The sequence below is a fragment of the Armatimonadia bacterium genome (assembly GCA_039679385.1).
Classification (GTDB): domain Bacteria; phylum Armatimonadota; class Zipacnadia; order Zipacnadales; family JABUFB01; genus JAJFTQ01.
The window spans coordinates 34,212-59,843 of the sequence record JBDKVB010000138.1; the positions used below are offsets into that span (position 1 = coordinate 34,212).

Below are 25,632 nucleotides of genomic sequence, written 5' to 3' on the forward strand. Positions count from 1 at the left end.
AATCTCGCTACACCTCCCGATACACGCGGCCGTCCAGAATTGTGTCGATTTCCTTGTTCACTGTGTAGGCCGGCGGCTCCTTGCGCAGACACGCCTTCACGTCGTCCATGATGTTCTGCCGGATCCGCCAGCCCGCCTCCACTGAGCACCAACCCAGATGCGCCGACAGGGTCGCATTGGGCAGACTGAGCAGCTCCTGGTCCGCGGGTGGCGGCTCGACTTCATACACGTCGATGCCCGCACCGGCGATCCAGTTCTCTCGCAGCGCCTTCTCGAGTGCCGAGGTCTTGATGACGCCGCCGCGGGAGGTATTGACCAGGTATGCCGTCGGTTTCATCCTCCGGAGTTGCGGCTCGTCGATCATGTACCGCGTCTCGTCGTTCAGAGGGGTGTGCAGGGTCACGATGTCGGCGGTCTTCAGCACCGTCTCCAGGTCGTAGGTCTCCTCGATGCCCAGGGCACCCTTCTGCCGGTCGTCGAGGTACGGGTCGCAGACCATCAGGTGCATCCCGACAGCCTTCATGATCCGGTAGACGCGTCCGCCGATTCTGCCGCAACCGACGATCCCCAGGGTGGAGCCGAAGAGCCGGTGAATGTCGCCGAGGGTCGAGAAATCCCACTGCCCGGTAGTGCTGGACTCCTGGAGGATGCGGCGGCCGATGTCCAGCCTGCGTGCGCACGAGAAGATCAGGGAAACCGCTTGCTCGGACACCTCGGAGGCGCAGTAGTCCGGCTGGTAGGAGAAGCGGATACCGTGCCGGGTGCAGGCGTCCACGTCCACGTTGTCGTACCCGATCCCATGGCGGATCAGGAGCTTGCAGCGCTTGCAGCCGGCGATGACCTCCTCATCGAACTTGGCCATGTTGACCACGATGATGTCCGCGTCGGCGATGGTGGCGATGAGCTCCTCGCGGGGCGCCAGCTTGAGCTGGTGGTAGGAGAACTCCACGTCGGGCATCTTGGCGAACTCCTGAATCTCCCAGTCCAGATCGTTCTCAATGTAGTCGGTGACCACGACTTTGGTTTTCGGCACGGTTATGACCCTCCAGGCGTGTCACATATAGGATACCGCATCAATGGTCCATTTGAGGTCTTCGGAGTACCTGGCAGTTCCGTAGAGCCAACCAGCGGCGGCCTCCGCCGGCACTGTATAGCCGCCGAAGGTGGCTTCGCGTCGGAAGGTGGCGCCGAAGGGCACGTACTCCGCTTCCGGATCGCGGTTGCTGTCGTCGTAGCGGTCGACCACGATCTCACTCAGACTTCCGTCCTGCCTCACCCGCAGTACAGTCGCCACGGGGGTTCCGTGGATGGTAGCCGACACGCGGACCTGGTCGCTGCCGACCGCTTCCCACTTCGCCTCGGGCAGCCGCAGCAAACCTCCCGGACAGAAGGCTGCTTCCGCCATGAGCCGACCCGCACAGGACCACGAAGCCGCCTCCCCCGACAGGTTGACCAGCGGGATGATCCCCGCCACTCGGAAGCGCACCATGCCCACGCCGTCCACATACTGATCCGCGCCGCGCAGGGGAATCATCCCCATCTTCGCCCTCGCAGACCAGACAAAGCCAACGCCCGGGCGAAGGACCTCCCGGGCCTGAAGTCGGATCCAGGGCGCCTCGGGTCCTTCCCGGAGCTGCCCGTGCAGTGTGACGACCGCGCAGTCGCTGACCGGAGTACCAGGGGCAATCGCGTGGGCGAAGTACCTCTGTGCTGCCTCCGGCAGGTCGGCCACCATCGAGGCGTCGAAGACCTGCCCGTCGCCGGGCGCCGAGAGCGAATCCCAGGCGGCCTGCACGCGGGCGTCCTCACGGAACGCCAACACCAGCAGAGCGCCGATCGCTGCCAGCAGGATCAGACCTATTGAGACCCCCAACCAGGGCACCATCGGGATTGCTCCAGGCCTCCATGACCTGCGCCTGGTCGGGCACGGTCGAGGCGTGATGCGACATAGCTGCCGACGAACTCCTGACCTTCCGCAACCGACAGCCCGAATCCTCCACGTCGTCGGCGCCACCCGTCGGGGTCATGATACCTTTGGTACTGCCGCTTGTCGAGGACGGACGTCGGCTACCTCGCAAGAGCCGTCCTCGCAGTCGCCGGAGCCTACTCGTAGAACTTCCCGTCCGTGATCTCCGCCTCGGGCTCACCGGCCGCCACCATCTGCCGCTTGAGACGGGCCTTGAGCTCCTGGCGCACCGCGTCGTACTGCTTGCGGCCGATCAGGTTGACGGACTCATAAGGGTCGGCCCAGAGGTCGTACAGGTAGCGCTCCACGTAGTGGTCGCTGCCGCTGTCCTTCCAGGCCTGCTTGTCTGGGGCATAGACTGCGTACTTCCAGCGTTCCGTCCGCACGGCGCGTCCAACCTCGGCCTCGCTGATCTGGACGTACACCTCGTTAGCCCAGTCCTTGTTCTGGCCCCGGGTCAGCGGTGTTGCGTCGCGTCCCTGCATCGAAGCAGGCACCGTCAGCCCGGCTGCGCTCAGAATCGTCGAGGGAACGTCGACCAGACTGACCAGCTCGGGCACCGTGCGCGAAACGTCCATCCCCGGCCCCTGCATCACAAAGGGGATGCGGATGCTGGACTCATGGCAACTGCGCTTGTACTCGCCGTTGCGCGTGCGGAAGTGGCAGCCGTGATCGCTGGTGAAGACCACCACGGTGTTGTCCAGCGTGCCCTGCTGCTCGAGGGCGCCCAGCAGCCGGCCGAGATTGTCGTCGAGACTCCGTACGCAGCCGTAGTATCCCGGAAGCGACTCGTACCAATCGCCCGGACGGCTCAGCAGGTCCTGCGGAACCCACGGGTCCTTGTAGTGATCGCGGTACTCGTCGGGGCCGACGAAGGCGTGCATGTCATTCTGGAAATGGGGTTCGAGGTAGGAGATGAACAGGTAGAAGGGCTTGTCGCGGTCGCGGCTGACGAACTCGACTGCCCGGTCGGTCATAGCATCCACACGATAGCCGGGGTACCACACCTGCTGGTTGTCCTGATTCCACATCCGGCAGTCGTAGGGGTGGGAGGTGAACTCCAGGACATCTGCACCCTCCCAGTAGCCCTCATAGCCGCCGCGGAGCTCGCGAGGAACGGGATCGGCCCCGGTGTTGGCCAGATGCCACTTGCCCAGGTAGCCGACGTCGTACCCGGCCTCGGTGAAGCAATGCCCGAGGGTTCGCTGGTCCTGGGGCAGCGCAATCCCATTGCGCCAGACTCCATGTCCCGTGCCGTGCTTGCCGGTCTGAAGCGAGCCACGGGCGGGTGCGCAGACGGGCTGACAAGTGAAGGCGTTCTGGAACAGGACGCCGCGACGGGCCATGGCGTCGAGGTTGGGCGTCAGGTCCATCGGACACCCGTAGCAACCGCAGGTATCCCAGCGCTGCTGATCCGTGAAGAACACCAGGACGTTCGGGCTGGCGGTCGGCAAGAGACACCCTCCTCTGAAGTGGGAATCGGCGTTGCCCCCGAGGATCGACCGGGCACGACCAACCCAAGTGTCGAGGGCCGCCGCAAAGACGCGACCTCAACCCCACACATTCCCCGCAGGAGGTCGCTTCTCCTGCGCCCCGACTTCACGTCTGAACGGACCGCTCTGACGCAGTCGCGCCTAGACGCTGAAGCGGAACTCGATCACGTCGCCATCCTGCACCACGTAGTTCTTGCCCTCCAGGCGCAGTTGGCCCTTCGCGCGACATTCCTGGTGAGAGCCCGAGGCGATCAGGTCGTCATAGGCCACGACTTCGGCTCGGATGAAGCCCTTCTCGATGTCGCTGTGGATCTTGCCTGCAGCACGGGGAGCCAGGGTGCCCCGGGGGATGCTCCAGGCACGTACCTCGTCAGGGCCGACGGTGAAGAAGCTGATCAGGTCGACCAGAGCGTAGGCGGCGCGGATGAAGCGGTCGCGCGCTGAGTCCGAGATTCCGTAGTCGGCGAGGAAGGCAGTTCGATCCTCCGCTGGAAGCTGGGCGATCTCAGCCTCCAGGGGCGCACACAGCTCGAAGGTGGGGAGGCCCTGAGCGCCGGCGACCTCGCTGATCGACGCCGTCACTGGTTTGCCCAGGTCACTCTCGCTCACGTTGGCCAGAACCAGCGTCGGCTTGCGGGTCACGAACTGGTACCCGCGCAGCGTCTTGAACTCCTCCTCCGAGAGCTCCACACCGGCGATCCGGCGGCCTGAGGAGAGTGTCTCCTGAAGACGCGCCATGAGAGGCTTCTCGGAGGCAGACTCCTTCTTGCCGCGCAGGAGGTCCTTGTCGATGCGCTCGAGGCGGTTCTCGACCACCGACAAATCGGCAAGGGTGAGGTCGAGCAGGTAGCTATCGAGACTCCCCGCAGCATCGCCCGGGAGGAACCCGCCGACCACGACCGCCAGGGCGTCGCAGTCGGCCAGGGCTCCGGTGATGGCGGAGAGCTTGTCCGATGTTGCACCGGCTGCCCCGAGGTCGATGAAGGTGATCTCGGCGGGAGTGGTCTTCTTGGGGTTGAACATGCCCGACAGGACTTCGAGACGGTCGTCGGGAACGCCGACGACGCCCAGATTCGGACCGCGCGTCGCGAAACCCTCCAGGTCCAGACCCGTCAGGCTGCTGAAGACAGTGGTCTTGCCCGACCCCTCGGGGCCGATAATGCCGATCTTCACTTCACGTCACCTCATGCCGGCGCCGGCTGGGAGTTGGCACACAAAGCAAACGTCGCGACTTTCGTCGCGACGCTGCGGGAAACCCGTAGACGCCCTGTACGCCTAGACAGCGCTATACACCTAATGATAACCTCGCCGGGCGCATCAAGTCAATGCTCTGACGGCCCGCCATATGCCACACGCGAGCAGTCGCTCTAGAGTCGCACGACCGCCTTCAGTATCCGCTCCGGCGCCTCTCCCATCAGCTTCAGTGCCTCTTCCGCCTGCGTCAGTTCCAGGCGTTGCGTGAGCAGGGGCAGGACGTCGACCCGGCCACGGGCGATCAGCTCTATCGCCTGGGGGACTGTGCCGCAGTGGAGGCGGGAGCCCAGGAAGTCGAGCTCCTTCTTCACCATCACGTTCCCCGGGATCGTGATGTCGCTGCTGATGAGGCCAAGCAGGACAACTCGTCCGGCGTGGACGACCAGGTCCAGAGCCTGTGCCACGGTCCCCGAAGTTCCGACGGCCTCGACTACGAGGCTGGGGCCGCTGCCTCCGGCGAAGTCCTTCAGTGCCGACACGAAGCCCTCCTCACGAGGGTCGAAGGCGGCATCTGCCCCCAACTCCAGGGCCTTCTCACGTCGCGCCGCCGAGAGGTCGCTGAGGGCAACGCGAGCCCCACGGGCCTTCGCCACCAGCATCACACAAAGCCCAATGGTGCCTGCGCCGATGATAAGCACCGCATCCTCGGGACCGGTGCGTCCGCGGTTGTTCGCCTCCACACCGATGGACAGCGGCTCCACGAGCGCTGCCTGATCGTCGGTGAGCTCAACCGGAACTCGGTGCAGGCACTCAAGCGGTGCGAGGTAGTACTCCGCCAGCGCTCCCGGCGCATGAACCCCGATTACCTGCTGGTTCTCACAGCAGTTGTAGCGGCCATGGGTGCACGGGTAGCACTTCCCGCAGGGCATTGCCGGGTCGAGCACCACGCGATCTCCCGGCTGCAGGTTCTCCTCGACCGGACGGTTCGGCAGACGCAGCAGGCCCTCAGGACGTGGGCGGACCTCCATCACTGTGCCGACCACCTCGTGACCAGGTACTTCAGGATAGCGGAAGAAGGGCTGGGTGCCCTCATAGGCGTGCAGGTCGGAGCCGCAGATGCCGCAGGCATGAACCTTGATCAGCGCCTGCCCCGGCTGCGGCGTGGGTTGCGGACGGTCGGTCACGACGGCATCATGTCGGCCACGAATCACAAAGGCTTTCACAACGTTCCCTCTCTCACTGCTTGGCGAAGAGCTTGTGCTGGGAACCTCCGCATCGCGCTTCCGGGAGGCCACAGACGCCCATCTTTCCGCGTGCAGGCGCCTGTGTCCTGCGTGAGAGTCACAGGACCCTCAACAAGCTGACGGGCCGGCGCTCCAGAAGGAGGCCGGCCCGGAGGCGGCGATGGCGACTTCAGATCAGAACTCGAAGGTCTCGGCGTATACGAGACGCGGCGTCGTCGGCTGTGCCGGGACGGCAACCACGGCCAGGGGTATCCCGCCGGGCCGATCGATCTCGTAGACCTCGTACTCCTTCAGCGCCAGGCGGAAGGCCTGGGTCCCACGGTCAGCCGGGAGGGTCATGCGCCCTGTCCAGGTCCAGCGGCGGCTTCCATCAGCAGGGCGCTGAGCAGAGAGTTGGATGGGATCGCCGGCTACCGGCCGCCAACGCAGGTCACCAGTCAGGTTTGCGCTGGCGGTCTCCAACGAGACCTCCATGCGGCTGCTGCCGCTTACCCTGGCACTGCCGATGTAGCTGACGCCCGTGACCGAGATCGCGATCGTGCGGTTGTCGAGGTAGGTCATCGTCGCGATGCGCTCGGGCAGCAGTTGCACAAAGTCGGCCAGCACCACGCGGGAGAGCTTGACGTCCATGCCGTCGTGCTGGACGGACTTCGGCTGGTAACGCGCGAGGGCGAGGCGCACGAAGGGGAAGTACGACTGCCCCGGATCGAGCTCGATGTCGCTGTACCACAACTGGCGCTGCGGATCATAGAGCACTTCGTGGCCGACCACTGCCACGCGCAGGTCACGGCGCATCCGCATCAGGCTGTCGGGCCCCTGGGTGAGCTCATCGAGGGTTAGGTCGCCCTCCCAGGCCAGCTTGTGAGTGAAGGCCTCAGGACCCGGCCAGGCTGGTGTCGCAGTCGTTCGCCAGGTCGGGTCGGCACCCATCTGCGTCACGAGGGACTTGAGCACCGGCATCCAGCCATAGGTGTCCTTGTGCATCACGTCTACTCCGGCCGCTCGTGGCCACGGGATGACGACGCCGAGTTGCTCGCCCTCACCTGAGGAGAACCACGGGCGCTCCAGGTAGACGCGCATCCCGCCACTGGTGCGGCGACTCATCTGTCCGTTCGGCAGGGCCTGTCGCTCCCAGCCGAAGGTGGGGATGACGTACATGAGCTTGGGAGCCGCCGGGCGCGCCGAACTGGGCACCTCGACTGTCACCTGTTGTGAGACACGAGTGATCGGCGTCTTGCCGCTCCTGATGTCGGCCTCGCTGAGGTTGAAGCAGCTCTTGTGCCGGGTCGTGGTGATCGCGGTGTAGCGCACCTTGCGGTACTTGGTGTCGCCAAACTCATGCCGTCGCGGGATGCCTGCCGGGAGCACCTGCAGGAGACCCGGGTCGAAAAGACGCGATCGGGCCACATCCTTGCGCAGGGCCTGGTTGCTCAGATTGCGCGTGAGCCCGGTCCTGGCCTCGGGGCGTGCAGCGAGTGAGGCGGCCGATACCCTCCCTGCCGTGCCGGTGCGCAGTACCATCGGTGTCGCGGCACCGATCGGCACCGACTGGGCGGCTGGCGCCGTGGGCTGTATGGGCTGTATGGGCTGGGTTGGCTGCAGCCGTACCGGTGGACGGCCGGGCAGGGGCTGCACCGTTGCCGCAGGTGGCTGCACAGCAGTGGGTGTTGGTCTGATGGCCCCTGCAACGGCGCCTATCAAGGCCGGGTTGACCTCCATGATCTTGGCGACCGGCTGGGCGATGAGCGCGTACTTGTCACTCGTCTCGACGCCGATCTCCCACACGTGCGAACTGCCGGTCACGCCCTGCCATTGTGGCCAGGCAAGGTCATCGACCGGGTCGGTCCAGTCCGCATGGACATCCACCTTGACCGCGCTCTTGCCGTCCAGGGCCACGCGGCCGTAGAAGGAAGCATAGGTGTCGCCGAAGTCGCGGGCGACGGTGAGGTACTGGATCTGCGGCACACCAAGAGGCTGCTGCACCGCGTGAAGCACCGTGATTGGGTGCGCAGGGGTGAGCAGCACGTTGCGCCCCTCGGTAGCAATCCGCCCAAGATCCGCGAGGCGGCGGGTCAGGTTCGCGTCGAGGCCTGCCCGGGGAGCCGCCAGGCTGAGCTGGCGCGGATCGGCAAGCTGGAAGCGTAGTCGCTGCCTATCAAGGGGAGCGGCCTGAAGAGCGGCAAGCTTCGGGATCGTCAGGTTGTCCATCGACATCCGCCAGACCGCCATGTTCCCGACTGCCTGGGCCGGCAGGCTGCAGCTCACACTGATCTCGGCGGTCTCTGCCTTCGGTAGCGGCAGGCGCAGCGTCCGACTGGCTGCATCGAACTCGGGCACGGCTCCCGCCGCTGCGGGCTCATACACGTCCAGTCGGAAGGGCTCGATGTCCGGCCAAGTACCGGTGAAGGGAACCTGGAGCGCGTACTCCTTCGCCGGGTCTGCCGACAGCGGGAACTTGATCCGCACGAGGGCCAGGGTCGCCAGAGGATCGGGCAGATAGGGCATCGGCATCCGGTCGGCATCGTAGAACTTGGCCAGCGGCTTGTCGTGGTCGATGAGCATCTGGAAGGTCTGTGGATCGCCCTTCATTCCGGCGTCGGTGTCGAGCATGCCGTGCATCTCCGACATCAACTCCGAGGTCTTGGGCGGTGCGATATGCCGTGCCGACACCTCCGTCGTGCGTGCGGCGTCCCGGGCCTGTGCCTGGGATGCATCGGTCGGGAGGAAGGCACCCGGTACGCCGCCGGGGGCCGCTGGACCAGCCTGGTTCATCGAGCGAAGCACCACGTGATCGACGGTCTCGCCCTTGGCGTTGCTGAGGTCCTTGCGGGCTACGATCACCGGAGCGTTCACCGGCTCATGGCGGGAGAACACCAGAGGCTCCGAGGCCGATCCGGCCGCTGTCGAGGTCCAGGGGATACCATTCCCGGCGAGGTCCACCAGGCGAGCACGAAGTCGGTACTGGCGACCGAAACGCAGCCTGGGCAGGCTGCCGGGCTTCGCGACGAACTCGGTGTCGAGCCCATATTCGGTCGTGTCACCCGGTGTGACGCCGGGCTCCGCGAGCGGTTTGTCCGGCCTTGGCGCAGATAGGCTCCAGCCCTCCCACCGGACGAAGATCTCGTGCAGGCTCATGGACTTCGAGCCGTCCGCAGCACCGCGCGCACCCGAGCTGATCCACCCCTCGTCTTCCACGCCGGCGATCATCCGGTCGACGCCCTTCGCGGCGTTCGCGAAGTGGTACGTCCCGATGCGCCGGCACAGCGAGTGCCACTGGCTCGACTTGTCGTCCCACACGTCAACCCGCCAGCCGCGCACCAGGTCTTCGGCCCACAGTTCCATCTGGGCATCTTCCGTCGCGCTCGTGGCGATGGGCGCGACCGGTCCGGCGCTGCGCAAGGCGGGCGCCGCTGCGAATCGGCTCTCGAGGGCCTTCACGACTTCATTGCGAGCGGTGGCCGTCGGCAGAATCTGGGTCGCCAGTTGGATGGCCCGGTTCACCCTCGCCACCCAGATCCCGGCTGTGCGAAGGGGCGGAGGAGTCGTCTCAGCCGCAGGCGGTGTTGGAATCGGCGCCCCTACCTGCAATGCAGCGGCCGCCATGGCTACCCATTGCGTGACCTTGCCGGCGTAGTCGATGGCGCGAAGGGCAGCGGCATCCACATCCATCTGCCCGATCTCGAACAGCCCGGGATCGTTGAGGCGAAGCATCCCGTCCTCAATGTCGCTGCCTTCGGCCGGAGTCTGCCGGGGACGGGCAACGAAAGAGTTCGCAGCAACCGTGCAACGGGTCCGCGGAGTGACGTTCGCCGTCGCGAAGTCCGAAGTCCAGGAGGGCACCACTCGCACGGCCGTCGCAGCGGTCATCCCCGCCTGAAGCGGAACCTCCAGCTCAATCACCAGACCAAGTCGGCGCATCACCTCGGGATACTGGCCGAGGTGGGTGAGGATCTCATGGAAGTCGGGCGTCGGCGCCCTGATCGCCATGAGGTTCGGCGAGAGCTTGCCCACCTTGCGCTCGACAGGCTCATGAAACATCGCTACCTGGTGGAAGGCCAGGGCGGACGGTGTGACGGTTGTCCGAAAGGCGTTTGTGCGGGCGACGAAGGCACTCGTGGCCGGACGCGCTGTGCCTCCCATGAGCGCCCTTCGTGGAGTCGTCGCCGGCGGCTCGGTGTACAGAGCCTTGAACTGCAAGCTCTGCATCTGCCGGCCTAGGCCGCTGGTCAGCTCCTGCTGCTGGGTCTTCGGCAGCACCAGGTTCTTGAGAAGGTCGCTCGTAGGTCCCAGTCCCGGCTGCGTGGGCCCGAAGTCCGGCGGCCGGTCGGGAGACACCACGGCGACTGTCTCGTAGACCGCCCGGACGTCCTCCTGGATGTTCTGGACCGGGAAGGAGTTGATGACGCGGCCGGTGTAGTCCGGGAAGACATAGGTCTTCAGCCGCGTCTGCTCATGGAAGATCGCCTTCCAGAGGTCAGCGGGTGGTGGGTCACCCGCGGGAGCCACCCGGGTCGCAGCCACCGTCGGGCCGCCATCGAACTTGACCTGAAAAGTGGCCGCTGCCATCTTGTCGGGCCAGTGCAGGAAGTCTGGGAACTGCTGCAGCGTCGGATTGCTCCCTCCCTCGTTGGTCTGCAGGCGAGGGGAGACAAACACAGACAACTGGAGCCGCGCACCATCCTGGGTGATGCCCTTCGGTACTGCGGTCCAGATGATCGTCTGCTTCTTCATGGCGAGCCTCCTGTCCAGAGCGCTCAGATAGATAACGGCGGGCACTGCATCGGTCTCGGCCGGTCGAGTCGGCTAGGCGAAGGCGGCGCAGTAGGTTGCCCAGGTCTGGGGCTCCAGAACGTCGCTGAGCGTCGCTCGCGGCAGACTGACCGCCCGGGGCCGGGTAGCCCGCAGCCCGCGCAGATCATCCGCCGCCGCCAACTTCGCGCCGTCCCACAGCATGGCGGTCTCTGAGGAGCCTGCGAACTGCCGCTCGACTGTGAGGGTGACGCCGAAGCTGAAGAACAGGATTTCGATCTCCACCTCGAGACTGGCAGTACCGTAAAGGCGGTTGCCATCCGACTCGTAGGTCATCCCCAGGTAGAACTCGGCCGAGATCGTGATGAGGCCCAGGACCGACAGGCTTCCGCCGCAGCGCACGTAAGCGGTGAGGCTGATCGAGTCGACATACTTGAAGTAGATGCCCGCCATGAGATGGATGCCGCCACTGGCGACGCCGATGTCCATCGCCATGTTGCCGCCGAACTCAAAGGCGGCCTCGATCAGCTTGATGTCATCGGGCACGACTTCAATGCCGAAGAAACCGCCGCCGCCGAAGATCCCGACCGAGATGATGAAGGGGTCGGCCTTCTCCGAGAAGTTGAAGCGCAAGGTGACGGGATCGTTGAGGTAGGAGAGTGTGAGCGCCGCTCCCAGGCGGATGTTCTCGATGCTCATCACGCCGCAGCCGATGCTGGGAAGCGTGATGCTGAAGGCCGCCGTGATACTCGTCGGCTGCGGATCGATGCTGAGCCCGCCGAGGTCGCCGCTCTTGAGCACTTCCTTCAGCTCATTGACGAAGGTCAGTGCTCCGCCGAACTCCACGCCCTCCAGGTCCACCTCCACATCCGGCTGCATCCCGGTGCGAGCGGAGAACCGTGCCAGCTTGAAGTTGGCGATGAGCAGGTCGAACAGGTTCAGCGCGAAGGTCTCGAGCTTCGCCTCGGCCTCAAACAGAGGTGGCTGAGCCTGTGGTCCGGGAAGCAGCGGCGTCTCGGCTCGCGCATTGAAGGTGAACTTGGCCGCCCCACCACGGTCCTCGAAGGGACCGGCGCTGCTCACCTTGGGGCTCCAGTTGTACTTGGCGATGAGCCGTTCCGGGATGCCCAGCGAGTTCTTCTGCGTCTCGGTGGTCAGTCCGGGCACCTGTGCAAGCCCAAGGCCCTTCATGATGATGCTAACCAGATCGACGCAGCCAAACAGCTTCGGGAACATCCCGCTGAAGAAGTCCGACGGGTCGAACTGCCCGCCGGCGACGTTCGACAGCGCACCACCGAGAGGACCGAAGGAACGCGAGAGACCGTTGATGAGGACGTCCGGGGAGAGCATCCCGCCGGACTTGTCCGTGGGGAACATGAGACCCTGGTTGGCCGCCTTACCCAAGTCGTCGACGAGCTTGAGGAATACCTCACCGGCGTTCTTGGCGGCGTCCCAGGCGTTGTTCACGTATGCCGAGTCCAGCGCCACCCACACCGGTACGTCCTGGCCGATCATGTTGGTGATCGCCGGTACTCGAACCAGAGCCTGAGCCACGGTCGGGTAGAACTGTGGCTGGTCCTGGAGCTCGAAGGCAACGCCGAGTTGCTGGGCGACCGAGGGCCTGACAGGTGCCGGAACCGAGTTGAGGATCGTCGCGCACTGGGTCGGTGCCTCAGCGCCGAAGCGGATCGTCGTTGTCTCGAAGCTGGTGTCGTCCTTCCCGGCGGTGCCTTCCGCCAGGGCCACGGACTGGCCTGCGATGTCACGGTTCCGTAGGGCGACGGGAACCTCTTTGTTGTAGTAGTTGCAGGCCGCCGCCATCTTGCTGTAGTCGAAGGAGATCGTGGACTCGATGAACATGAGCGGACAGGTGAACTCGATGGTGTTGCCCTCGGAGTCCTCGCCGACCATGTGGAACTCGAATTCCTTGCCGTTGACCTTGGGCCAGAACGCCTCCTGGGCGGTGTTGCTGATGTTGCCCGCCTTGCAGGCGGCCGGGTCGTCGAGAGTCGGGGTCACCAGCGTCTTGATCCGCACCTTGCGCAGGGACATCTGGCGTCCGTCGTTGAGCTGCCAGAAGGCGGGGTAGTCCTTCTCGGGCTGGCGGACGACGATGAAGTAGCGCTGGCGCAGGTACGCCACCGAGCCGTCGCGCGTGTCCTCGAACTTGCGCTCGGTGACCTTCACAAGGGCCGCCATGTTGCCGAAGGGGAACAGGTAGCCCTTGTAGACGACCTTCACGTACTGGTCGCGGCCCATTGTGGCCTGGTGGACCCACTCGATCAGGGAGATGCTGATGCCGATCGGCTTGGGCGCCCCGTAGTGAACATCCAGCCAGGCGCCCAGGGAGCTGAGCATGACCCGGTTGGCCTCGATCACGCGCTCCCGGGCATCCGTGATCTTCTGGAAGTCCGAGGTGAGCGTGACCAGGTCTGAGCGATCCCGCTTGTCCAGCGACATGCGGAAGGGCTGCGGTGTGTTAGGCCGATCGGGAGAGGGGTCGGACCAGTCAGGTGACCAGATCGCGCGGAGCGTTCGGTAGTACCCGGCCGGGTCTGGGACCGAGGCCACCTCCACGACCTGCAAGACACCGTTTCTGACCTCGTAGGCATACTGCCGGTCCCAGATGCGGTTCGGGCCGGATCTCACACCCAGCCGAGTATGCCATAGCTCCGTACGAGTGCCCCGCGTGACCGGCTGAAGAGCATGTACCCAACCGGCGCCGGAGTGCGGCGACAGGATGAGCCGGTAGGGCGCCTCGATGGCGGTATGGAGTGTCGGGTCTGGCGCCGCTGGACGAGGTGGCGCAGAGGGTAGCATGACCACCCCGGTCGCAACAGGTGCGATGTAGTCGGTGCCGGGTTTGACCCACTCGACGCGCTTCGTTGGAATGTCCGCGGCCGTGCGGGTAGTCGCTGTGACCGGCGTCGCCCTCACCAGATCGGGGCGCATGCGGATTGTGCCGGTTGCAGGAGCGGCTCCGGTGGCCGGAGCGACGGCACCTGGGGGCAGAGCGCGTGTGGCCGGTCCGCCGGTCGTTGGTGTCCGCGGGACTCCAGTGGCTGGTAGGGCACCGGCCGGCAGGAAGGGACGCAGTTGGCTTCCCTGCAGGGCCCCGGGGCGGATGGCCACTGCGCGTATCGGTGGCGGCAGCGCATTCGGCGCCACCGAGAGCTCCATCTGCGTCCAGTCGAGAAGCGCCTCCAGAGTGTAGGGGATCTGCTGCGTACTCGCCGGGAGCTTGAACACCAGTCGCGAGGCGCCACTGAGGCGTGTCTGGACTGGGCTATTCACACCGGGGAGAGTGCTGACCCCGTCGTTGTCGGGCTTCCCGGCGATCTCCGGGGCCTTCTCCAGGATGGCCTCCTCACCCACATGCTGGGGCGGGAACTGGACGACGAGGTAGGCGGCTTCGTTGGGCTTGGACCGCTGCAGAACCGCCGGCTTCCCGGCCTCGGTCTTGAGAACGAGGTTGGCGAAGCGGAAGGTCAGCGACAGCAGGTCTGCGGTTCGCGTGACCTGTACCGTGAAGGGTTCGAGGTTCAGCAGACCGGCCAGGCGGTCAGGCGAGATCTGGATACGAGTGGCGTCCGGGGTGATCCGCGTTGGCGGCGTGATCGTTCCGGGAGTGGCCGCACCCGGAGTGACCGTCGTTGCACCGGTCGCAGGGGTCGTCACAGGCGGAACGCGTACCCCGGGCCGTAGGGTCGGCTTGGGGAGCGGCTTGGGCTGCTCCTCCACAGGGGCCGGTTTGAGGACGGGTGTGTTCTGCGCGAGCCGGTCTCCGTCAGTGATGAGTTCCACCCGGGTGTCGGCCAGGGCTCGTGCAGGTGAGACCAGCGCTCCGGCCAGGGGAGCAGCCATTCCCAGCAGCGCCGGTACGCAGTGGCTGACAAGCGTCTTGCCCGCACGGGCGAAGACTTCGAAGGCCGAGGCATCCGAGGGCGAGCCGACCTGGATCGATAGGTCTCCGGCCTGCACCCACACCGGCTCCTCGGCAAACCCCGCCATCAGCGCCTTCTCGCCGTGGCCATCGTCGAAGGCCACGGCATAGCGAGGGTGCGCCAGTGGCAGCCGGGCAGCACCGCCGTCGGCACCAGTGAGCCCACGCGGGACGAAGGCCAGCCGCGGGTCACCGTCCTTCGCGAGCGCTACCAAGGCTTGCTGCACCCGTGAGGGGTCAAGCTCCGCGAACTCAAGCCGCACCACATCGAAGGGTTCGCCCTGAGCCTGGATCTCACCGCCTGTGGGGTCGGGAGCGGTGCTGTGCAGCGTCCACTTCCGCTCCCCGCGCTCGAGGCAGACCAGACACCTGGGGCCTTGAGGCGATTCCAGCAGGCTCGGCTCCTGGGTCGCCAGCAAGCTGAGCACCACCGCCTCGGCCCCGAGGCTCCCGGCATCCCGAACCGCCGGTGCCGTGAGATCGAGCCGCGCGACGGATGTGCCGGTGAGCCGCAGCGTCCAGTCGGGGCGGAACTCCGCCTCGGCAGCACTCTCCACCCGCAGTCGGCCGACGTCACCCAGTTGCGCCGACACCGCTCGACCATGCAGGTGCCCACGAGCGGCCTCAGACCCGCTGAGCCAGCGCTCGAAGGGAACTTCCGCCCGGAAGCCTCCCAGCGAGGTCTGCACCTTCATGGTCCAGCCCGTTAGGCCTCGGGACAGCTCGCAGGTGAAGTCGGCAGGCAACTCGGTGCCGGGGAAACGAGCCCCGCTCAAGGCCAGGTGCACCGTCTCTCCCGTGCGCTCGAAGTGCAGCTTCGGCGCACCGGCGAAGCGCCGCGTGTCGATCACCCAGCGTTCCTGGCCGCCCAGCCGGAAGACGACGCGGTGCCGGTCGGCCGAGTACTCCACCGGACCGGCCATGCGTCCGCTCAGAGCTCGTGAGAGCGGTGAGGCGGCTACGGCCGCGGTGCCGGCGAGTCCCAGCATATGACGACGGGACATCGGCACGTCCAGACCCGCAGTGGCGATCTCACCAAGAGTAGGCGCCGTCTGCAGGGGACGTGGCAGCAGGTTCTCACGAAGAGCTGCCACCTTGAGCAGGGAACGGCCTTCAGAGTTGTCAGCCGCCATTGCCTTGCCTCCTGATGCCCGACGAGGTGACACTCCTACCGGCGCCCCAGAGGGTCGCCGGGACTCGTCCAGGCAAGAGACTTATCACTCATAGCAGGCAGAATAGTGGGCTATTCGCGTTGTCGGTATGGCTTCCTTCCTGTGCCTCCGACATTTTTACCAGCAGCGCAGCAGTAACACGACGCCCTGGAGTACTCGGCGAAGGCGATGGCGATTCGTGTATCTGGTCGCTTGAAGCGGCGTCTTCACGTCGGTAGACGGCAGCGCCCTTGACAGGTGCGCCGACACACCGCAAACTAGACCCATGCGCTGCCCGTACTGCAGACATGATATCCGTGTGGCCGGACGCTTCTGCCCCCGCTGTGGACGGCAGATCTTCGGCCTACCGGCTACGCCCGAACCTCCGGTGACGCCTCGACCGCTGGCGCCGACGACGCCTCCCTGGGCAGTGCCGACCTTGCAGCAGCCTGCTGAGCCGCCGATTGAGCCTTCCGGCCCACATACCGTTGGCAAGACCTGCCCCTTTGACCAGTACCCGATCTCCGTGGGCGAGCAGGTCATCGTCTGCCCGGAGTGCGGCGTACCCCACCATGCTGATTGCTGGCGGGAGAACGACGGCTGCACAACCTATGGGTGTGCACGGTCGCCGCAGGCACGCACGGCTGCGGCCCAGTCGGCGGAACAGGGAACGATGCCGCCTGGACCCTTTCCGGGCTACCCCGGCAGGCCGCCCAGACCGTCATCATCCTCTCCGACGGGGTCACCAATCGCCCTGATGGTCGCTGAGTTGGAGCGCAGTGCAACGAACGCCCTGCTCTGGAGCATCCTGGGTGTCTTCTGCTGCGGTGCTCCGTCGCTGGTCGGCTTCTTCATGGCCGTGAGTGTCTTCGGAACGATGACCCGCATCGGTATCGACAGCCCCAGCGTAAAGATGAAGGCCACCTGGGCGCTCATCGTGGGTGCTGCCATCCCCATCGCGTGGGCTGCGCTGTGGATCTCCGGCACTGCTGGTTCGGGATCCCTCCACTAGTAGCGAGTGCTCTCATGGTTCAGGTCCCCGACGACGATCTCTCGATTGAGCTGACGCCCTTGGCGGCTGCTGCTCCCCTGTGGCGTCCGCGTCCCGGCCTTGGTGAGGAAGCGGCACAGGTTGTCGGCGTCAGCGCGCCCGGTGAGCTTGCGGTCTATCTGAGTCTGCGCTCCATCGAGGCCATGTTTGTCTTCGCCCAGCAGTTCCCCAACCTTGAGACCGGCGGGCTTCTCGTCGGCCAGCCTTGCGAGGACTCTCGGGGTGAGTACCTCAAGGTCGTTGACGCCATCGCGGCGCATCATGCGGTCGGCACGAGCACCAGTCTGACCTTCACCCAGGAAGCCTGGAACGGAATGCTCACGACCGCGGAGGAGCTCTATCCCGATGCGTCCGTCGTCGGCTGGTACCATACCCATCCGGGGCTCAAAGTGTTCCTGTCCGGCCCGGACCAGTTCATCCACCACAGCTTCTTCCACGGTCCTCGGGACATCGCCGTGGTCCTGGATTTGCAGGGGAGCGAATGGGCGGTGTTCGGCTGGTGTGGCGAGCAGTTACGGATGCTGCAAGGGTTCTGGGTCTATGCCGAGGAAACGCCGGATACCTTGCGCCTGCCGGCGGTCCTGAATCACCTGCGTGGGCGTCCGGCCAGTCAGGCTGCGGGAGGAGCCGACCGATAGGCCTGCTGGACGGCAGTGAGGGGAACCACTGACTGCGCCGGTACCGTTGAGACTTACAAGGATGCCTTGAGCGGCAAAGCAGCGCTGCCCTGACGGCCTGACGGGCAAGCACACGACTGACTGCGAACACCCATGGACACCCCTGACGCCGCACCCAACAATCTGCCCGAGGACGACAGCGACGGCGAGCTCGAGATCGAGCTCCAGCCTCCAACTGCGCCTGCTCAGCCGCCGGGCGAAGACACAGATGCGCTCCCTCCTGCGCCGGCGCAGGAGGACGTGCTGGTCATCGACACCGAGGACCTGGCCGACCTTGACGATCAGCCCTTCCCGGCGGCGGAGGCCGGGTACTTCCCACCCGTGGATACGTCGCCGATGGGGATGTGGGCGGCGAAAAAGAAGGTCAAGCCGGGCCTGTTGTCGGGCGGCCTCGTCGGCTCCATGATGCTGCAGATGATCATCGCGGGTGCCGTGGGCGCCTTCCTGGCCTGGCTGATGGTTGAGCCCGGGCTCCGCTACAGTGAGTTGCACCGGGGCTTCGAGAGTCCTGGCCTGGGGGCGATGCTGGCCAACGTCACCTTCTTCGGGGCGGCCCTGGGCGGAATGATCGGCATGGCTCTGGGCGCGGTGGAGGGGCTGGTGGTCTCGGCCTGGGGACGCGCAGCCACTGGAGCGGCCCTGGGGCTGCTGATCGGCGGCGTCGGCGGAGCCCTTGGTGGCCTGGCCGGTCAGGCGATCTTCTCGATGCTTCTCAGCGGCGTCGGGCACAGTCCGGGCGCCGGCACCATGTTTCGCGTTGTCCTTGCGCGGGCCCTCGGCTGGGCTCTGGTTGGCGCCTGTGTTGGCCTTGGCCCGGGCGTGATGATGATGGTGCCCCGCAAGATACTCAATGGGCTGATTGGCGGGGCAGCCGGTGGTTTCCTCGGTGGCCTGCTCTTCGATCCGCTCGGGGCCGTTCTGATGGCCAGTGGCAGCTTCGTCGGCACGCCCTCGCGCTTTGTGGGCATCCTCGTGATGGGTATGGCCACCGGCGCAGGGATCGGTCTGGTCGAGGAGATCCGCAAGGAGGCCTGGCTGCTGATCGTTGGTGGACCCTTGACCGGCAAGCAGTTCATCCTCTACAAGCCGGTCACCTGGATCGGCAGCGCTCCGGGCATGGACCTTCCGCTGCTCAAGGACCGCACCCTGGCGCCCAAGCATTGCTCACTGGAGCAGGTAGGCGGCGGTCACGTCTTGCGCGATCTCTCCGGCGGTCGCACCGCGGTCAACGGCATGCCACCGACGGACCGGAGGCTCGTGGCTGGTGACGTCCTGCAACTGGGTAGCACTATGCTACAGTACCAGACGCGTCCCTTCGCCTCCGGCCCCTTGAGCTGATCTGCCTCAGGGCAGCGGCACCTGTCGCGACACTACGGTAACGTCCCTCGGACCGACTTCCAGGCTCAGCTCAGCGTACGCACCTGCCACGCGGAAGGGCACCTCGCGTCCGGTCATCTCGTCGCGGTACTGTGCACCGGGCTGGTACAGAACGCGGAGCAGCCCACCTCGCACGGTCCGGTAGTTCGTGTTGTACACCGTCCAGCAGGTCTTCCCCCGGCCATCGGCGCGCTCGGCGAACTCGTTGGCGTAGATGCCCTCCAGCAGCGTCGGCACCAGCGGACGCGGGTAGTCCCCGGAAAAGCAGCTCCGATTGTCGCGCAGCACCTTGTGGCTCCGGGCGATGTAGGCTCGGGCCTCCGGCGTGAACCACCGGTCGGCGATCCCCTCCAGCCACACGGCCTCGCCATTGAACAGGATGCGCCGCAGGGCCTCGGTGTTGCTCCCCAGTGGGTGATCACAGGTGATGATCTCGATGGTCTTGAAGGTCGGCATCGCGAATCGGTACAGGTTCACGTGACTGGGCGACCAGACATCGGACACCGAGGAGATGGCATAGGTGAAGCTGCCATCCTGGAACTGCGAGTTGACGTCGGTCGGGTTCTCCTCCGTGTAGAGCGCGCACTCCGGTCCCAGGGCCTCATGCACTCGCCGGGTCATCTCGCGCTCCCCGAGGATCGGTGTCGCGCCCAGAGGGTGGTCATGCGCCGGGTTGTAGCACAGGTGGTTGGTCGCGCTGAACCCGTACTCGTCGATGTAGAAACCGACCGCACCTGTCTGTGACTTCGCGCGGGCATAGGTGGCCGAGAGATAGTCCTGCCAGTCCTTCACCCAGGGGCAGATATTGTAGCTCGGGGCGAAGTAGGTGTAGGGCCGGCCCTTCTCGTCCAGGAGTTGCCAGTCCTTTCCGTGAGCCTTGCCCAGGTCCGAGGGCGGATCGACGAGGTAGCCCTCGATGTACAGGCCGACCGGAGTGCCGTCCTGCTTCACCTCCGCCACCGCTTTGTGGAGGGCCTCTGCACCGCCGAGATAGTCCCACGGCGCATAGTCTCCGCAGCGCCCGTGGACCGGGTCCCATCCCCAGTCGAACAGGTGCAGGTAGTCCACGCCGCCGAAGGCCTCGCGGTCCTGATCCACGACCTGCTTCACGTGCAGCGTCTTTGTCTGGGCATCGAACATGCCGCTCGGGTTGGGCGTGCCGAAATGCAGGAAGTGCTGGCGGAAGTTGAACACCTCACGGAACCACGCCTTCCGCGGCGTGGCCGGCGTGTACCACTCGGCGACCCACTGGCGGTAACGCTCAAGCTGCTCGTGCCAGTCTCCCTGCAGGCACCCGAGGCGAACCCAGGGCGTTCCTGTCTGGCGTTGACGCGTCGAGGCCAGGCGCCCGAGACCGGCAGAGGTGTCCCAGACCGCGAGGTCGCCTCCGTAGGGCGTCCACTCGACTGCCAGGCGCACACCCGTGTTGCCCTTCTGGAGTCGGTAGAACCGAGGCACCGCCTGCAGGTCCCTGGTCATCAGGTAGAGCCCTGTCCCCAGACGGGGCGCGAAGGTTCCCATGATTTGCAGCGGGTTCCCGGCGCCTGCGTAGGTCTCGCGCAGACCAATCGGGACGTTGCTGATGACCGCACCACGTCGGGGCATCCAGTACCAGGTGTCGTCGGGCTTGTCGCTGAAGCTCAGACCACCGACTTCGGGAAAAAAGAAGCGCGTCGTGAGCGGGTCACGACCGCCGGTATCGCAGTCGGCGCTGAGTGCCAGTTCGCCCGAGGTGTCCGGGCGCGGGTCTATCTTCACCGTGACGCGCACCGGCGGGTTCTGCTTGTCCCAGACCAGACTGATCTCCACGGGACCGGGCTGCGCTGCACTGCTCGGTCGCACGCTCTCGACGCGGAAGTCCTCGGAGGTGACCTTCTGGTCTCCCAGTTCGAGATGGAAGAGTGGCCCAGGTGTGATGCCCAGCAACGCGCCGGATCCGTCGTGGTTCTCGAGGCCGATCACCCGCAGACCCTCGGTGACGTCTAGCAGCAGGCTGAGCTTGCCGGCATCGAATCGCAAGCGGCCGCCCTCGCGTCGGAAGCCGGGTTCCTGGTCTCTTGCTGCCTTGCGCGGCGCGGCTGCCGCGGTCGGAGTGAGCATGCTCGCGCTGGTGGCAGGTCCCGGTTTGTCGCTGAGCGTTGCAGCCACGACTCCGAAGGCGGCGTTGCGCATTCCATCGCGAAGGGTCACAGTCTTCAGGGGCTTGGTCGGGTCAAGAGCCAGGGCATACACTGCCAGCCCAGGCGTGACCTGGTGAAGACCGGTCGGGAGGATCACCGGGAACTGCTCCTCGGAGCTCCCGTCCGCATAGGCGACACCGGCCACGAACCGCTCCACCTGTCGGATCGCCCTCAGGTTGCCTCCCCCGAAGGAAGGCTCTTCAACAGGCGGAAGCTTGGCGGCCAGTATCAGGTACAGCTCTGCAGCCTTGCCGTCGACAGGGACCTCGATGCTGCCCACGTCCTTGACGGGAGTCATCACCGCCGCATCGAGCCCGGAACGCAGGGAGAAGGGGATGCCCTGTGCAGTGATGCGCTCACCCTCGATCCAGCCTTCAAAGCCCAGACGAGTGGAGAGGCCCAGGCCCTCCTGGTTGCCCGGCGGTAGCGATACCGGACGCCAACCGGCGGCCTCGTTAGGCCAGCCCTGAGTGTAGGGGAAAACGTCCGCAAGGCGCACCGCCGGAACCCCCTCCATGAAGGTGATGCCGGCGATCTCAAGACTTGCGTCGGGCGCTGCCGCCTGCACCTGCACCGCTAAGGTGTTGATCGAGGCGACCGCAATCGCTGCCGAGGACACGTGCCACAGACCATCCGAGTTGAGGTCCCCGAACTGGACGAGGTACTGCTCCTCCGGCGCACGTCCACCGGCCTGGTTCGCTACATAGAGGGCGTAGTCGCTGGTCGCGCCGCCAACACCGCGAGCACGGTAGCGGAAGGCCACCCTTCGGGCACCGGTCACCGGCTCTGCCAGCGTACGCGACCACTTGCAGCCCATCCCGGCCTCCGGCACGGCGAAACGCAGGCCCTCTGGGGTCTTCTCGATGTGGCTATCGGGCGCGTAGTTGCCCAGCCATCCGGGCTGCGCTGTCCAGGAGGTCGGCTCATCCAGGGACACCGGCCAGCGCTGCCCCTCGCCCTGAGGTGGACGATAGCCCTCGGCATCCGTCGGCGGGGCATCGGTGAAGGCCAGCCAGTCCACCCACAACTCAGCTTTCGGAGCTCCGCCTGCCTGGCAGGCCAGAGCGACAGCCCGCACCGGAGCGACCGCGCCCGCCTCGGAGAGGTTGAGGGCACGGGTATGCCACTTACCGTCGGCCATCAGGTCGGTGTCGCGGATCAGCCGCAGTCCATCGCGGCCCTTCGAGGAGTCACCCAGCCACAGGAGGTAATCGACGCTGGAGGGATACCCCGTGGCCCGATACCGGATCACCAGCCAGGGCGCGAGCCCCGTCTCAATGTCGTCGAAGTCCTTGCGCCACTTCATCCCACGCCCTGAGGGCCCGGCGGTGAAGTGCCCGACTCCATCACTGACCTCCGCTTTGGCCTGGGGATCCGCTGCGCTTCCCATCCAGTCCGGACGCGCGGTCCAGCCCTCAAGGGTAGTGAAGTCGTCTCGCGCCTCCTCGTCAGAGGATGCCACGAGAGGCAACAAGGCCGCACAGAAAAGCGCTGTCGCGAGGAGTAGATAGTGACGGCTGTTCACGGGAGGGGCCTCCTGTCGATCGCTGGTCATGTCCACTCAGGTGATTCGTCCCGGCCTCTGGCTTACCCTCCGTGCACAAGGAAGGATTCGCCACGGCCGCTGCTCAACGTATGTATGAAGCGTTCATCTGGTCGTGATGGAGGCTAGACGATGAGGCTTGAGTTGCGAAGACTGTGGCTAGTGCTGCTGGCGCTCGTCGCAGCCACCTGCGCTGCAGATACGGTATCCGAGCGCATGGTTGCGCCCGGAGTGGCATACACGGCCTTGCGCCGAGAGGCCGGACCCTGGGAGATCCGCGTCCTGCGGGTCGCTCGCGACGAGAAGCGTGTCCGTCTGGAGACCGCCCTGGCTCAGGGCACCGTGAAGGGCGTGGAGGCACTCTCGGCCACCATCAAGCGCGAGACGCAGCCTGGAGACTATGTGGTCGCTGCAGTCAACGCCGACTTCTTCGTCATGGCGGGCAACCCGCTCGCAGGAACGCTCTGCGGTCTGACGCTCCGCCACGGGGAGCTGGTGATGACCGCCCGCAACCGTCCGGCGGCTGTGCTGATGGCCGACGGTACTCCCCGGATTGGCACCTTCAACACCACGGGGTCCCTGGAGACACCGGCCGGGACTGTCACAGTCGGCGGGGTCAATCAGGAGCCGCCGAAGGACAGTGTCAGCGTGTTCACGGCTCGCTACGGCTGGGTACAGACCTTGCCCTGTGTGGTCCTGAAAGGTGAGGGCCTGCCGCTGACGCCGACCGGTCAGTGGAAGGCAACCGTCACCGAGACGCCGGCGGCCGGGAGCAATCGCGTAGCCGCCGAAGGCGAGCTGATCCTCCGTGCTGCCGGCACTGCTCAGGACGCTCTGTCGCGGCTGAAGCCCGGCGACGCAGTGACGCTCAAGCTCGACACACCGGACCTTCCCGCCGGCGCCTCTGAAGCTGTGGGCGGCAGCACGGTTCTGGTACGTGACGGTCGCGTCCTCCCCGACCCGAAAGGCACCGATCCCAGGCACCCTCGTACAGCCTTCGGCTACAACAGCCGGGAGATTGCCCTCGTGACCGTCGACGGTCGGCAGACGGGCTGGAGCGTGGGCATGAGAATGGGGGAGCTGGCGTCACTGATGGCCGAGTTGGGATGCACCGACGCCGTGAACCTTGATGGCGGAGGGTCGACGACGGCCTGGGTCCGGGGAGAGGTGATGAACCGCCCGTCGGATGGGGGAGAGCGCCGCATCGCCGACTCGCTGCTGGTGCGGTCGCGCGTTCCCGTGGGGCCGGCAGTCCGCATCACCGTCGACCATGAGCGTATCACGGCACTGCCGGGGGCCAGGGTCCCGGTTCGCTACTGGCTCACGGACGAGGGCTACAACGCGGTGAAGATCGATCCAGCCCGGATGTCGCTGGAGGTCGTACCCCGGAGCTCCGGGGTCAGCGCCTCGCTGGCCGAGGGGGTCATCACCATCGGTCCCGCGACCGGCTCGGCGACGCTGCGGCTGCACTACCGGGGAGAGCATCACGTGGTGGCGAGAGTCGCGCTGGTCGTACTCCCAACCTGTGCGAGGCTCGAGGTTGAGCCGCCGATGGCCGAGCTCTGCACCGGTGAGACGGTTCGTTTCTGCGCCCAGGGCGTGACCGCGGAGGGAGAGCAAGTCTGGGTGCCGCAGGAACTCGTGCAGTGGCAGGCGGCAGGCAACGCCCTGCGAACCTCTGGCTTCGGCACCTTCACCGCACTTCGCGGCGGCATGACCGCTCCGGTGACGGCCCGTCTTGGAGAGGCCACAGGCACCGGCACGGTGCGCATCGCTCAGGAAGTGGCTGTGGAAGGCTTCGAGGGCACACCGCCTGTGCGCTTCTCGGTCTACCCGGAGAAGGGCTCGGTGACCGGGAAGGTAGAGCTACAGAAGGGGGATGCGGCGGCCGGACAGGGCCACTGCCGGATGACCTATGACCTGGGCAAGCCGGAGGGCACACGTGCAGCCTACGTGATGCTCGACAAGCCGATCCCGGGTGCCCTCAAGCTCAGTCTCTCGGCTCGCGCGAGTGGCCCGGCAAAGACCTGGCTGCGGGCGGCTGTGGTGGACGGCAACGGTACGCGGCAGCTGTTCTCCTTCAGCGAGGGACTGGCGCCTGCGAAGACCTGGCGGCAGCTCTCTGTGCGCCTTCCGGAGGGCATCAAGCAGCCTGTGACATGGCAGTCCGTGTACGTGGTGGCGACGACGGGGGATACGGGAGCCGGCTCTGTAGACGTGGACGACCTGCGCATCCTCAGCGGCGGTGACGGCCACTGAAGCCAGCGCGTTCTCTGAGAGGGAACAGGCGCTGTCGCACTGAGGCAAAGAGAAGGGAGACGCCGGCTGTGGGCCGTGCGTCTCCCTGCTTGCTTGCGGAACTCAGCTTCTGGCCGTAGGGTTACTGCCAGGCCTGCGAGATGGGCTTGTTGTAGTTGGGGCTACTCGTGGAGAGGTTGTAGATGAACTGGTTGTAGTTGATCCCGCTGAGCTTCTGCCACTTGACGTGGCCGTCCATGAACAGGGCGTTGATGCCCTCGTTGTGCAGGTCCGTGCGGGTGCTGGTGTTGCCGTAGGTGCCCTTGCCCAGACGGTCGTAGATGAAGGGACCGCTGTCGAGCCAGGGGTTGTTGGAGTCGACAACGTACACGGTGTTGCACTCGTCAGTGATAGCTGAGAGAGCTGCGCCAAGCACCGTCTGGTTCGCGCCGTAGCTGGATCGCCAGACAACGCCCGACTTGGTGTAGACCCAGCCGTTGGTGTTGCTCGGGCACAGCAGCATCTGCATGTTCTTGGTGTAGGGGGCCAGCGGCCAGCACCAGAAGTACTCGTCGCCGGAGTGCCAACTCACGTAGTATCCACCAGGCGTCTTTTCGTCGTAGTCCTGCTCATACATCTTGAAGGCCAGACCGATCTGCTTCTGGTTCGACTGGCAGCTCGCCTGACGAGCCTTCTCGCGCGCCCGTGCGAAGACCGGGAACAGGATGGCGGCAAGAATGGCAATGATGGCGATGACAACCAGCAGTTCAATGAGCGTAAAGCCCTTTCGTTTCAAAGCTAACAGCCTCCTTGCTGAGGTGGGCCG

13 protein-coding genes are annotated in these 25,632 nt (G+C 65.8%); 4 read left to right on the plus strand and 9 right to left on the minus strand.

What is annotated here, in order from left to right; genetic code table 11:
* Positions 1–7: 7 nt before the first annotated feature.
* From ABFE16_15340 to ABFE16_15370, 7 genes are all read right to left on the minus strand, one after another.
* Positions 8–1,033: a C-terminal binding protein gene (locus tag ABFE16_15340; GenBank protein MEN6346674.1), complete on the minus strand. Its 1,026-nt coding sequence runs from the start codon at positions 1,031–1,033 to the stop codon at positions 8–10.
* A gap of 21 nt (positions 1,034–1,054) precedes the next feature.
* Positions 1,055–1,885, minus strand: a complete 831-nt coding sequence (locus ABFE16_15345; GenBank protein MEN6346675.1) for a DUF6544 family protein — start codon at positions 1,883–1,885, stop codon at positions 1,055–1,057.
* A gap of 218 nt (positions 1,886–2,103) precedes the next feature.
* The gene (locus ABFE16_15350; protein ID MEN6346676.1) at positions 2,104–3,420 is read right to left on the minus strand and encodes a sulfatase-like hydrolase/transferase; all 1,317 of its coding nucleotides are present in this window, start codon (positions 3,418–3,420) and stop codon (positions 2,104–2,106) included.
* 180 nt (positions 3,421–3,600) lie between these two features.
* Complete coding sequence (locus tag ABFE16_15355) at positions 3,601–4,632, minus strand: DUF933 domain-containing protein (protein MEN6346677.1); 1,032 nt, start codon at positions 4,630–4,632, stop codon at positions 3,601–3,603.
* A gap of 194 nt (positions 4,633–4,826) precedes the next feature.
* Entirely contained in the window at positions 4,827–5,876 is a 1,050-nt protein-coding gene (locus ABFE16_15360; protein MEN6346678.1) for a zinc-binding alcohol dehydrogenase family protein, read from the minus strand.
* 195 nt (positions 5,877–6,071) lie between these two features.
* Positions 6,072–10,628, minus strand: coding sequence for a hypothetical protein (locus ABFE16_15365; protein MEN6346679.1), 4,557 nt, complete (start codon positions 10,626–10,628; stop codon positions 6,072–6,074).
* 72 nt (positions 10,629–10,700) lie between these two features.
* A complete protein-coding gene (locus ABFE16_15370; protein MEN6346680.1) occupies positions 10,701–15,722 on the minus strand; it encodes a hypothetical protein in 5,022 nt (1,673 codons plus the stop codon).
* Between the two features lie 304 nt (positions 15,723–16,026).
* Here ABFE16_15370 and ABFE16_15375 point away from each other — a divergent pair, with 304 nt between their 5' ends.
* The 3 genes from ABFE16_15375 to ABFE16_15385 all read left to right on the plus strand — a co-directional run bounded on the left by ABFE16_15375 (position 16,027) and on the right by ABFE16_15385 (position 18,806).
* The gene (locus ABFE16_15375) at positions 16,027–16,752 is read left to right on the plus strand and encodes an RING finger protein (protein MEN6346681.1); all 726 of its coding nucleotides are present in this window, start codon (positions 16,027–16,029) and stop codon (positions 16,750–16,752) included.
* Between the two features lie 14 nt (positions 16,753–16,766).
* A complete protein-coding gene (locus ABFE16_15380) occupies positions 16,767–17,429 on the plus strand; it encodes a Mov34/MPN/PAD-1 family protein (protein MEN6346682.1) in 663 nt (220 codons plus the stop codon).
* Positions 17,430–17,561: 132 nt separating this feature from the next.
* The gene (locus ABFE16_15385; protein MEN6346683.1) at positions 17,562–18,806 is read left to right on the plus strand and encodes an FHA domain-containing protein; all 1,245 of its coding nucleotides are present in this window, start codon (positions 17,562–17,564) and stop codon (positions 18,804–18,806) included.
* Between the two features lie 6 nt (positions 18,807–18,812).
* Here ABFE16_15385 and ABFE16_15390 read toward each other — a convergent pair whose 3' ends face one another.
* Positions 18,813–22,550: a DUF6259 domain-containing protein gene (locus tag ABFE16_15390; GenBank protein ID MEN6346684.1), complete on the minus strand. Its 3,738-nt coding sequence runs from the start codon at positions 22,548–22,550 to the stop codon at positions 18,813–18,815.
* Positions 22,551–22,700: 150 nt separating this feature from the next.
* Here ABFE16_15390 and ABFE16_15395 point away from each other — a divergent pair, with 150 nt between their 5' ends.
* Positions 22,701–24,827 carry a phosphodiester glycosidase family protein gene (locus ABFE16_15395; GenBank protein MEN6346685.1) on the plus strand — a complete coding sequence of 709 codons (2,127 nt, stop codon included), beginning with the start codon at positions 22,701–22,703 and terminating at the stop codon, positions 24,825–24,827.
* Positions 24,828–24,948: 121 nt separating this feature from the next.
* Here the strand turns inward: ABFE16_15395 and ABFE16_15400 are convergent, their stop codons facing one another.
* A complete protein-coding gene (locus tag ABFE16_15400; protein MEN6346686.1) occupies positions 24,949–25,602 on the minus strand; it encodes a DUF1559 domain-containing protein in 654 nt (217 codons plus the stop codon).
* Between the last annotated feature and the right edge of the window lie 30 nt (positions 25,603–25,632).

Excerpts from the sequence above, each read along its gene's own strand:
- ABFE16_15345 (MEN6346675.1), bottom strand. The coding sequence starts at position 1,885 with ATGGTGCCCTGGTTGGGGGTCTCAATAGGTCTGATCCTGCTGGCAGCG.
- ABFE16_15365 (MEN6346679.1), bottom strand. The coding sequence starts at position 10,628 with ATGAAGAAGCAGACGATCATCTGGACCGCAGTACCGAAGGGCATCACC.
- ABFE16_15370 (MEN6346680.1), bottom strand. The coding sequence starts at position 15,722 with ATGGCGGCTGACAACTCTGAAGGCCGTTCCCTGCTCAAGGTGGCAGCT.
- ABFE16_15375 (MEN6346681.1), top strand. The coding sequence starts at position 16,027 with ATGCGCTGCCCGTACTGCAGACATGATATCCGTGTGGCCGGACGCTTC.
- ABFE16_15380 (MEN6346682.1), top strand. The coding sequence starts at position 16,767 with ATGGTTCAGGTCCCCGACGACGATCTCTCGATTGAGCTGACGCCCTTG.
- ABFE16_15385 (MEN6346683.1), top strand. The coding sequence starts at position 17,562 with ATGGACACCCCTGACGCCGCACCCAACAATCTGCCCGAGGACGACAGC.
- ABFE16_15395 (MEN6346685.1), top strand. The coding sequence starts at position 22,701 with ATGAGGCTTGAGTTGCGAAGACTGTGGCTAGTGCTGCTGGCGCTCGTC.